The sequence below is a fragment of the Lactobacillus gigeriorum DSM 23908 = CRBIP 24.85 genome (assembly GCF_000296855.1).
Taxonomy (GTDB): Bacteria; Bacillota; Bacilli; order Lactobacillales; family Lactobacillaceae; genus Lactobacillus; species Lactobacillus gigeriorum.
The window spans coordinates 36964-47880 of sequence record NZ_CAKC01000009.1; the positions used below are offsets into that span (position 1 = coordinate 36964).

The window sequence follows — 10917 nt, forward strand, 5'->3', positions numbered from 1 at the left end:
GATATCACCGCTTTTTTTATAAAAATTGTGAGACAAAAAGGTCCTTAAATTTAGCCAAAAAGTTGAATAGTTCTCAACCTACATAGATAATTTGTTATAATTAAAGTAGAAAAAAGTTAGTGAGGTGATGAGCGATGGCAGATTTGGCTGAAAAATGGCGCAAGCATTTTTCTTTTTTGGAAAAAGGCTATTTTTTAGACGATAACAGTTATCGATTAGCAGACAAAATCATTAGTGAAAGTAACCCTGAATCGCTCTACACTTTTTTGAAAAATCATCAATATAGTGCTTTGGGAACACAAGTACGTAAATTGACTGAAGATTTACTCACAAAGTTGTTCTATGCCGATGAATTATTACATACCTTGGTGCCCATTGCTTGGGACAGCTTCAGTCTTGGCAGTATTATTCACGAATACTCGGATGTAAAGGCTTTTCCATATGGCGTAAATGGCGTTATGAATAAAATTCGTCGCCAAGCTAATGCAATGACCCATGACGTTGATCGCAGTTTTTCTCAAAAAGACGTGCAAAAATTAATGACCTCGTTTTATGATTTAGTGGCTTTTTTTGCGAATACTTACGAACATCTTGACCTACCATACGTAGGTGAATTGCAGAGCAACAAAAAGGTAAAGAGTTTTCCCGATCGGATTGCTCGGCATATTTTGCCTCCTGATCAATGGTATGAAAATCGAGTGGTTTTTGATGATCTTAAGCAGGAACCTGCAAAGATCAAGAAGAAGCCAAAGTTAAAAGTAAAAGGGGGAAAGGAAGCACCTAAAACTAAAAAGGTGGTTAAGGTTGAATCCAAGGCACCAGCTAAGCAGGAAAAGAGTAAGGCTGTGGTGATCACTGAGTTTATTTTGATTCTGGCGATCATTGCACTTTTGATCTGTTTTTTCAAATAAGTGAGCGTTTAGGCTCGCTCTTTTTCTGCTCAAAGCAAATTAGATAATTACGATTATAATAATTATAATTACGATAATTACGATTACGGTAATTTGGATTATCGTGATATAATTTACTTGAGGTGATATCATGGTTAATTCATTTGTGGCACGAGAAAAGGAATTAAAAAACCTAAACGTCATGTATCAAAGTAACCGATTTGAGATGGCAGTCATTTACGGTCGACGTCGAATTGGGAAAACTTCGTTAATTAAAAAATTTATTGAAGATAAACCAGCAATCTATCTTCAGGGAATAGAAGCAACATCAGAAACAAATTTGCGGTTTTTGTCGGAAGTGATTTTTAGTTATGAAAATCCTAATAGAATAAATAAAAATCGTGTATTTGCTAACTTTCGTGAAGCTTTTGAAGAGATTCAAGATATTGCTGATCGGCAATCTGAAAAATTAATTCTTGTGTTAGATGAATATCCATATTTAGCACAGTCTAATAGAAGTATTTCTTCAATACTACAATATGTGATTGATCATTTGTTTATTGAACATGCCAATATTATGCTGATTTTATGTGGTTCATCGGTGTCGTTTATGGAACATCAAGTTTTAGGCTACCAAAGTCCATTGTATGGAAGACGTACAGGGCAATTGAAATTATTACCTTTTAATATTTTCGATGTCAGCAAAATGTTGCCTAAGGTCGCTAAAGAAGATTTATTGGTTTACTATGGCATCACAGGTGGAGTTCCTCAATATCTTGAATTCGTTGATGAAAAGAAGACGGTGCAGCAGAATATTGAATCGTTATTCTTGAATCAAAATGCGGTATTGCAAAATGAACCAAATATCCTTCTACAACAAGAACTAAGAAATCCTGCTACCTATTTTTCGATACTAGAAGCAATTGCTCATGGAAAAAATAAAAATTCGGAAATAATGCAGGCAATTGGATTTAATGGAACTAACTCGATCAGTCAATACCTAAAGAATTTATTGGAACTGGACATTATTGAAAGAAAAAAGCCAATTTTTGAAAACAATCGAAGAAAATTCATTTATGCGATCAAAGATAGCCTATTTAAATTTTGGTTTAAATTTATTGCTGGAAAGCAAGATTTAATAGCTTTAGAAAGAACGCAAGGTTTATTGGAAGAAATTATGCATGAGCTTCCACGCTTCCTTGGATCAACTTTTGAAAAGGCATCTGCGGATTGGATTTGGGCTCAAACTGAACTTCCACTCGAGCCTAGAACAATTAAGAGTTGGTGGGGGACCAATCCAATCTTAAAACGTCAAGAAGAAGTTGATTTGGTAGCACCAAATTTTGATAATTCAGAAATAATAATTGCTGAATGTAAATGGCGAAATCCTGATAAATTAAGCCATCAGATCGTAGATACGTTGATCAATAGAGCGGCGTTAATCGGCGAATTTAATTCGATTTATTATTATGTTTTTGTTAAAAAAAGCAATGAAGATTTCGATGAATATGCGACTAATCGAGGCGTAAAAGTAGTTGAATATCAAAACTTTTTCAAGTAATGACTTAAAAGAGAAGGCTTTTTTACAAATAGAAAACTATGCATAAATAATCCCGAAAATTTTGGTAAAATAGAAGAGCGCGTTTCATCGTGACTTTAAACCGTAAAGCAGGTATTTTATGCAAAATAATAAAAAAATCGGCCTTCTTAGCTTGATCATGATGATTTTTTCAAGCATCTTTGGTTTTGCTAATATGCCAGTAGCTTTTTTGCAGATGGGCTATGCAAGTATTATTTGGTACATTTTCGCAGCAATTTTCTTCTTTTTACCTGTTGCGATGATGTTGGCCGAATATGGGGCTACTTTTAAATCAGATCAGGGTGGAATCTATAGCTGGCTAAAACATACATTGGGTGAAAAATGGGCATTTATCGGCACATTTATCTGGTTATCCAGTTGGATTATCTGGTTATTAAGTATTTCAACTAAGATCTATATTCCATTCTCAGCGCTACTATTTGGTAAAGATTTGACGCAAACTTGGGCAGTTAGTCCCTTGAATGCAACTCAGGTTATTGGAATTTTAGGTATTCTTTGGATGCTACTAGTTACTTTTTGTGCTAGTCGAGGAGTTAATGTTATTTCCAAGGTATCAAGCATTGGAGGAACCTTCGTTAGTGCGATGGTAGTTGTATTTCTGCTTGCTACTGGCATTGCTTTTGTAGCTAACCATGGTCAAATGCAAGAAGCACTGACTTCCAGTGCTTTGGTAAAATCGCCCAACCCCGATTTTCAGAGTCCAGTGGCCACCCTTTCTTTTGTAGTTTATGCAATTTTTGCATATGCTGGACTTGAATCATTAGGTGGAATGATTGATAGCATTGACAAGCCGGAAAAGACCTTTCCTAAAGGGTTAATTATTTCATCTTTGTTAATTGCTGGAGCATATTCATTGATGATCTTGCTATGGGGAGTAAGCACCAATTGGCAGCGTGATTTGTCTGATAATAGCGTAAATTTGGGTAATATCACTTATGTGATGATGCAGCATTTAGGAGTTTACTTAGGACAAACGTTGGGCTTAAGCACACGGGTGTCAACGATAATCGGAAGTATTTTCATTAGATTTGTTGGGTTAGGGATGTTTTTAGCTTATGTTGGCTCATTCTTTATCTTGATTTATTCACCAATTAAGTCATTTATCTTAGGATCTAAGAACCTCTGGCCAGAAAAAATGACCAAACTCAATCAACATGGGATTCCTGAATATGCAATGTGGATGCAAGCTTTGCTAGTCTGTGTTTTACTGTTCTTAATCTCATTTGGTGGTGGTCAAGCCAAGACCTTCTACACGATCCTAACTGATATGTCGAATGTTTCTACTTCAGTACCATACTTGTTCTTAGTATGGGCTTTCCCAATTTTTAAGCAAAAACAATTCGATCAACCATTTGAAGTATATAAAAAGCCTAGACTTACTAAAATAATTACGTGGATTTCCTTTTTGATTATTTTGTTCGGGGTTATCTTTACTTGTTTGCAACCATTCCTAGATGGTGATTACGTTACTGGATTGTGGACAATCATCGGACCTGTATTCTTTGGTAGTCTAGCGTGGATTATTTATCACCGAGCAGAGAAAAAAGCTGAATAAAGAAAAAATCAAAGTTCTCAAGATGAAGGAAACTTTGATTTTTTTGCCTAAAATTAGTTATTAATCAGTTTGATGCAATTTTAGTTTTTTCTTGGTGGCTAAAAGGATCATCACGACGATGATTAAACCTAAAGTAGCCAACCGTGTTAACCACAACGGCCAGTTCAATCATAAGAACGTAGATAATAAGCGGCAAGTAATTCATGGGCATTATGATCGAATAAATAGTTAGTAATGATCAAAAGACTAATTAAGGTAACCTGCGAAGCAATTGACCCAAGGATATAGTAGGTTTGACGTACGAACCGACTGTTATTCGGTGTGATGGTCGAGTCTTTTTGGTAAATTTGAAGATTAATGCTATTGATGATGTTGACAAAGAAGAACGAGATCGCCATCCCAAGTAGGAAAGTTCACATGGTAGGGATTAGGGCAATCACTAATTAACCATTTCATTGTTTTTTCCTCTCATCAATACATAGTGATTATTTTATTGAACAAAGAGGAATTTGTAAAATGATCATCAAATCTATCAAGAAAAACCGTTAGACTCAGCAGTGGATCTAACGGTTATAAGTTATTTAGTTTCTATGGTTTAAGCTTTAACGAATTTTTGAGCCACAGTTTTACCTAACCAAACAGCTACGTAAGATGCAACGTAAGAAACGATGAAGCAGGGAATCCAAGCTGTTAACGAGCCATGGATATAAGCATTCATTCTAGTTGCTTGTGGAATTTCTGGGTTATAGAAAATTGAAGCTGCCGTACAAATGAAGGTGTTGAAAGAGTTTAATACGACAGAAGGGATAATTCCTTGAACTAAGGCAAAAGCAACAGTACCTTCTTTTAAGTGGAAGAGACTGGCGAATTTGTCGCCCCATTTGTTATAAGGGACAAACATACTTACGATGAAGACGATCCAGAAAATTTCTGCCCATAATTCGAAGATAGTTACCCAAGTTAACGGTAAGTGATTAAGAAAAATTACGCAGAGTGCCATCACAAGTCCCATAAAAATGGAAAGAATTGAGGTTAGCACCGTACCAAAATGACTTTTGAAAAACATACATACGCCTATTCTAAAAATTACATTTCTTCTTTTGCAGTTTCAGCTGCGATTCTACCAAATGTGAAGATATCTGCTAATGAGTTACCACCTAAACGGTTACCTGCGTGCATACCACCAGCATTTTCACCAGCTGAGTAGAGGCCAGGAATAGCTTCACCAGCTTTATTCAAAACGTGAGCCTTGGTATCAATCTTTAAACCACCCATAGTGTGGTGAATTGCAGGCTTTCTAGGAGTTGCATAGAATGGTGAAACTTCACACTTCAAGTTGAAGGCATTCTTGCCGAATTCAGGATCGTGACCAGCATCAACATAAGAATTGTAATTCTTGATAGTTGTTACAAGAGTTTCTGGATCCATGCCAACTTTTTCAGCTAGTTCTTCTAAAGTATCCGCACGGAATAAAGTACCAGCTTCTACTTGGGCATCGATTGATTCTTGAGTAGTGTTGTAAGCAGTTTCCTTGATCTTGTCATCAGCAATTAAGTAGAACAAACCGCCATTATCGATCGCAGCAGCAGCTAAAGTATCGCGTTCCGCATATTCGTTAACAAAACGCTTACCTTGTTGGTTAACCATAATGAAGTTTTCTGGAGGAGTTTGTAAACCAGTGAATAATTCACCGGTTACTGGGTCGGATACAGGCATCAATTGAATAAAGCCCATACCTACTAAATCACTGCCAGCTTCCAAACCTAGAGAAATACCGTCTCCAGTGATTGCAGGTGAGTTGGTAGTAGCAATATCATCAGCAATTTCTTTCCAGTAAGTGTTGTACTTTTGAACCATCTTCGTGTTGGCACCGAAACCACCAGCAGTTAAGATGACTGCTTTGGCATGAACAGTAACTTTGCTACCATCGGTCTTAGTGGCAACAGCTCCAACAACACGACCGTTTTCGATTAACAAGTGTTCAGCGCGAGTTTCAGTTAAAATCTTGCCGCCGTGTTCCTTTACCCAGTCTCCAAGCACGTGGATAAAGGCGTATCCCATAGGTTCAACCGGCTTATGACCACGACGCCATAAAGCACCAACAGGCATAGTAACGTCTTTTTCATCAAATTCTACGCCAAGCTTAGCAAGCCAATTAACTGAATCCAAAACGTTAGTTACAAGCGTTTTAACAAGAGCATAGTCACCATGAATTTCGTTACCCTTTAAGTCAGTACGCTTACCGCCAAGGTAGGTTTGAATTTCGTGCAAAAGAGTTGAATCAAATAAGTAGTCAGCACCGCTATCCAAGTAATCTTGAACTTGTTTTTGCAAAGCTTCAAAGTCTTCACGGTATTCTGGATCAATTTCTTCAACTGGAGTGGCGATTAATTCCTTCAGTGTTTCCTTTTCACCGTGAAGAGCAGGGAAATTCTTTTGCCATTCGGGATCAGCGGCATTCATTGGACCACCAGCACGGGTAGTGTTACCACCAATTTGTGGGTATTTTTCTAAAATTACTACTTGCTTATCGTTTTCAATACTCTTAGCTGCAGCAGCTAAACCGGCACCACCAGCACCAATTACTAACACATCAGTGGTCAATTCTTCATCTTCGCTACTTGCTTGAGTTGGCTTGGGACGTTTCTTAAATTCTTCGCTGTCTCCTCCAGCAAGTTCGATGGCTTGACTAACACCGTCGATCACTCCGTTTGAAGAAATAGTAGCACCACTTACTGCATCAACATTAAGGGTTTGATGAGCTACGATTTGTTCAGGCAAGCGGTGGAAGACTTCATCAGCAACACCTTTAGTTTCGCCCTTTGCGTCAACTTCGATTTTTTCAATGCGGTTATCTGAAAGAGTGACTTTCATTGGCATAAATGATGAGCCGTGACCTTTTGCTTTAACTTCGTATGTTCCTGCTTTCATTGATTAATACCTTCTTTTTTCTAACTATACATTTTTAAGAAAACGTTTTCTTTACAAAAATTATCATAGAACTTTTCAATTAGTTTTTGAAATATTTTATGGGCAATAGTATAATAGCAATAGTGTTATCGCTTGCAAAAATGTTGACCATTAAATGCCATCAAGGTATTATTCGTAAAAAAGGAAGGTGCAATTGAGATGAGTAATATTTTTAATGAACTTAGAATAGATATATTAAGAGATACTGGAGTTAAAATTACTGATGAAGCTTATTTCGATCGTGCTGTAGCTGCCTATGGCTATAAGAATCTTACGGGATATTTATGGGATCATTTTGTTGATGACTCCAATGATGATCTTCAAGTTAAATATCCGCTTAATTTAGAAGATTTGGTAGAGTTTTACTTGCTTGATCGAAACTTACAAATGCAACTGGAGTTTATGCTAAGGACTTTTGAAGATGGCTTTAGACAAGATCTAGCAGAAGGCACACTATTTGCTCTTGGCAATAAATTTAAAATTGCTGCTAGAAATAATGCGGAAGTTGATGCTTCAGAATGGGCCTTTTTTGAAAACGAATATCGTACCAAAGATGGCAGGCTTATCACACGTGAGGCGATGGTTGAAGAATTGGAGAAAGTTAAAGCCAATCATTTGGATCCTTTTGGTGAGCAAAATGAAGCTAGCATATGGATGATAACAAAAGAGATATCGTTTGCGTCAGTTTGTGACTTCTTTTTGTTATTGCCTGAAGAAACTCGACAAAAATTACTTGATCAACTTTTTAAGAGGAAAATTGATACGGAAACGTTCATAGAATGGGTAAAGCCAATCAGTTATTTTTATCGAAGATATAATAGATCATATTCGATTTTAGGTAGTAAATGGAATAACGAATATCTTTACACTTTGTTACTAAAACAATTATCGGACTTACGCAGTAGTGAACTAATTCTCAGTAAGGAAAAAGATATCAAAAATATCCTGGATAAATATATACAAAAACAGCCACTTGAACGTGAGTTTTTGCATGCTAATTTTGCGACACTCTATTAATAAAAATATAACTTATTGTGTTATTTTATATCTTGAATAATTCATAAAAATCTTTGATATATAGATATGTTTACTTAAAAATATTATAAAACAAGTATTATTATACAAATTGCGATAAAGATATATTTCAAATTGCTAAAAGGTGGAACTTTTACTGAAAATAATACTATCCCAGTTTTCTACAACTATGGTCAAGATGGCGATGCTCATACCGAAGCAGAAACTAATTGGTTTAAGACAAATGATGGTTCAGTAGCTTATTACCTAACTTTTAAAGACAAGAATGGTAAGAGTTATGTAACTACTTATACTCAGACTGGTTTACGTTTATTATTTGATTCGGATATGATTGATCGTCAAAGCATTAACTTTGTTGGTTACTATGAAAATGGCGCTCATGCAGCTAGCCCCCAGTTAAGCCTTATGACTGGAAAAGATTTTAGTATCAACAAAGATCAAGTTACTGCCGTAGATAGCGAAGGTCATAATGTAAACTTTACTTTCAGTCAAAGAGACGGCAGTGATAAGGTATTAGTGGATGGTCAAGTAGCAGCTGATAAAGCGTTAAAGGTTACGATTCCTTTGACATACACTGGAAATGGCTATACTTATGAAAGTCATTTTACTTATGGTTTTGACGATAGTAGCTATGATTTAACCATGATTATCTCGCCTAAGGACTATGACTTAAGTAAAAGAAAAGTCGTCTTCTTGCCAGCAACTAAGACTGAGGCGGGGATGTATGTTCCAGAGCTTGATCAAGCCTTGAAAGAAGCAGGCGTTACTGCTAGCGACGTTTTCTTTGTAAGCAACTTCAATGTAACCAAGTATGATCTCTTCAACAAAGATACTGTACCAAAAGGAACAAATCCTACGATTGTCTACAAGTCTTCTCAAGAATTTTACTTACTTGATAAAATAGAAGAAGTAATCACCAAACACGGTTATACAGTTGAATTTAGAACTCATGATGGTAAACGGCAACCGATGATTTTCAATTCATACTATGGACCAGTAGGTATCCATATTAATAATCCAGAAAATCCAGCTGCTACGACTAGTTTTATCATGTTGATGGCTAATACTGATCCTGCTGATTCCAAAGGTTCTAATATTAATATCTACGATCCAAGCAACGTCATCAAGAAGTACTTTAATACTGTGCCAGGAATTTTAGTTAATACTGACAAAGTTTATGATCAAACTACAACTCAAACTCCTTGGTATCCAAGAAATGTTGGTAGGGATACTGGAGCAACCGCCGAGGAAAAGGCTAAAGATCCATACTTGCTTCGTGGATATTACCGGGCTGATTTTGATTCATCAGTAGAATTGCCAACTTTTGAAGAATTAGAAAAGAACTACAGCTTGGATTCTCATGCTGTAGCAACAGATCCTAATTATTTGCATGTCGACATCACTTGGCAAGCTACCCCAGATGCTAAAGATGTCGAAAAATTAGATAGTGACAAGATTGACTTGAGTCGTGCCGGATATTACACGATTACCTATTGGCATGAATATGGCGATAGCAAAACCAAAATTTCCAATATAGGTCATGTGACCGTTTTGCCAAGTAGAAAAGCCACAGTAATAGTTCATGATGTTACTGACAATAAAGATTTAAAATCGTTTGAAGCTGAAGGTCATGTAGGTGATAATGTGAGTTTTACAGGCTTGAATGATTACTTAAGTGACTTAGAGCAGAAAAATTATCAAGTTGATGATAACCCATTAACTGGTAATAGTGATAAGTTTACTTGGGATGAAGCATCATTGACCTATGTTGTTAAAGTTAGTCATAAACAAGAACCAACTTCATTAGATTATGTTGAAAAAGTAGTATATGTTAAGAATCAAGTCGTACCAACTACTCCAGTTGATAATGGTAGCGATACAACGCTAACGCCATCAACCCCAGAAATAACGGAAGATCATGGACAAACAGATTCGACTGATTCTGCAAAAGATGATCAAAAGGATGAAATAGAAACGGCTCATTTAACAAAAAAAGATCATCATGAAAAACATAGACAAGCTACAGAACATGCTTCCAAGAAACAGTTAGCAAATAAGCCGTTGATTGGTAATGTGGGTTCATCAACTTTAAGAAGAGAATTACCACAAACTGGTGAAAAGAAATCTACTTTGAGTGCAGGTTTTGTACTTGCTGGTTTAGGATTGACTTTGCTTGTAGGAATGTTGTTTGATCCTAAAAAGAAACACTAAAACTGAATAAGGATTAAGTTCGTTAAAGATCGAATCATTTTGGGTTCGATCTTTTTTAGTAACAAAATTTTAAAAAATACACTTATCAAAAATAATTTTTTCGATTTTTTGCGTATTTATATATTAGGGGGTATTTTTGCTCTCAAATCTATAATTACGAGGAGGCAACTTCATGGATTATGAAGTCCCAAAGGAATTCGGCTTTACCGAAGATAAGATCTTCGGTTGGGTCATGGAAAACAAAGAGTTTTGCTTGTATGTGCTTAGAATTATCTTGCCCTTTTTGGAGATTAAAGAGATCGTAGAGTTTAACAAGCAGGATTCGCTAGGCAATGATCAAAGGGAGGCTAAAGATATTCGCTTAGATATCAAAGTAATCGATAAGGATGGTCGCATCTTTGATATCGAGATGCAGACTTCACCAAGCAAGTATCTTGGAAGAAGATTGCGCTACTATCAATCAACGATTGATGGTGCCAAGGTTTTGAAGCCAGGTCATGACTCTCTGAGCTTCCTGATACCTTTATTATCTTCTTGTGTTCGTTTGATCCGTCTGAAGCTTTTTCAAAAGTTGATAATCGTGCCGTCCATTTCTTCAAAACGATTGATACGAAAGACCATGCGTTAGAGTTGAATGACGGCGCTACTAAGGTTAT

At 36.3% G+C, this 10917-nt stretch carries 8 protein-coding genes; 6 read left to right on the top strand and 2 right to left on the bottom strand.

The window, feature by feature from the left end; all coding sequences use genetic code 11:
- Positions 1-134 precede the first annotated feature (134 nt).
- From BN52_RS01020 to yjeM, 3 genes are all read left to right on the top strand, one after another.
- Positions 135-911, top strand: a complete 777-nt coding sequence (locus BN52_RS01020; RefSeq protein WP_008472200.1) for a hypothetical protein — start codon at positions 135-137, stop codon at positions 909-911.
- Between the two features lie 130 nt (positions 912-1041).
- The gene (locus BN52_RS01025) at positions 1042-2451 is read left to right on the top strand and encodes an ATP-binding protein (RefSeq protein WP_008472202.1); all 1410 of its coding nucleotides are present in this window, start codon (positions 1042-1044) and stop codon (positions 2449-2451) included.
- A gap of 118 nt (positions 2452-2569) precedes the next feature.
- Positions 2570-4045 carry a glutamate/gamma-aminobutyrate family transporter YjeM gene (gene yjeM, locus BN52_RS01030; protein WP_008472203.1) on the top strand — a complete coding sequence of 492 codons (1476 nt, stop codon included), beginning with the start codon at positions 2570-2572 and terminating at the stop codon, positions 4043-4045.
- A 595-nt stretch (positions 4046-4640) separates the two neighbouring features.
- On the opposite strand, the gene BN52_RS01035 is transcribed toward yjeM, so the two are convergent.
- Positions 4641-5111 (bottom strand): hypothetical protein, encoded by a 471-nt coding sequence (locus tag BN52_RS01035; RefSeq protein WP_008472204.1) that lies wholly within the window; start codon positions 5109-5111, stop codon positions 4641-4643.
- A 20-nt stretch (positions 5112-5131) separates the two neighbouring features.
- Entirely contained in the window at positions 5132-6976 is a 1845-nt protein-coding gene (locus BN52_RS01040; protein WP_008472205.1) for a flavocytochrome c, read from the bottom strand.
- Between the two features lie 198 nt (positions 6977-7174).
- Between BN52_RS01040 and BN52_RS01045 the strand changes: the two genes are divergently transcribed.
- The 3 genes from BN52_RS01045 to BN52_RS01055 all read left to right on the top strand — a co-directional run bounded on the left by BN52_RS01045 (position 7175) and on the right by BN52_RS01055 (position 10889).
- Positions 7175-8032 carry an Abi family protein gene (locus BN52_RS01045; RefSeq protein ID WP_008472206.1) on the top strand — a complete coding sequence of 286 codons (858 nt, stop codon included), beginning with the start codon at positions 7175-7177 and terminating at the stop codon, positions 8030-8032.
- A gap of 132 nt (positions 8033-8164) precedes the next feature.
- Positions 8165-10261, top strand: a complete 2097-nt coding sequence (locus tag BN52_RS10170; RefSeq protein WP_008472208.1) for a mucin-binding protein — start codon at positions 8165-8167, stop codon at positions 10259-10261.
- A gap of 172 nt (positions 10262-10433) precedes the next feature.
- Positions 10434-10889: an Rpn family recombination-promoting nuclease/putative transposase gene (locus BN52_RS01055; protein WP_008472209.1), complete on the top strand. Its 456-nt coding sequence runs from the start codon at positions 10434-10436 to the stop codon at positions 10887-10889.
- Positions 10890-10917 lie beyond the last annotated feature (28 nt).

Bases quoted from the DNA above. Each gene is read 5' to 3' on its own strand.
- BN52_RS01025 (WP_008472202.1), top strand. From the start codon at position 1,042: ATGGTTAATTCATTTGTGGCACGAGAAAAGGAATTAAAAAACCTAAAC.
- BN52_RS01055 (WP_008472209.1), top strand. From the start codon at position 10,434: ATGGATTATGAAGTCCCAAAGGAATTCGGCTTTACCGAAGATAAGATC.
- BN52_RS01040 (WP_008472205.1), bottom strand. From the start codon at position 6,976: ATGAAAGCAGGAACATACGAAGTTAAAGCAAAAGGTCACGGCTCATCA.
- BN52_RS01020 (WP_008472200.1), top strand. From the start codon at position 135: ATGGCAGATTTGGCTGAAAAATGGCGCAAGCATTTTTCTTTTTTGGAA.
- yjeM (WP_008472203.1), top strand. From the start codon at position 2,570: ATGCAAAATAATAAAAAAATCGGCCTTCTTAGCTTGATCATGATGATT.
- BN52_RS01045 (WP_008472206.1), top strand. From the start codon at position 7,175: ATGAGTAATATTTTTAATGAACTTAGAATAGATATATTAAGAGATACT.
- BN52_RS01035 (WP_008472204.1), bottom strand. From the start codon at position 5,111: ATGTTTTTCAAAAGTCATTTTGGTACGGTGCTAACCTCAATTCTTTCC.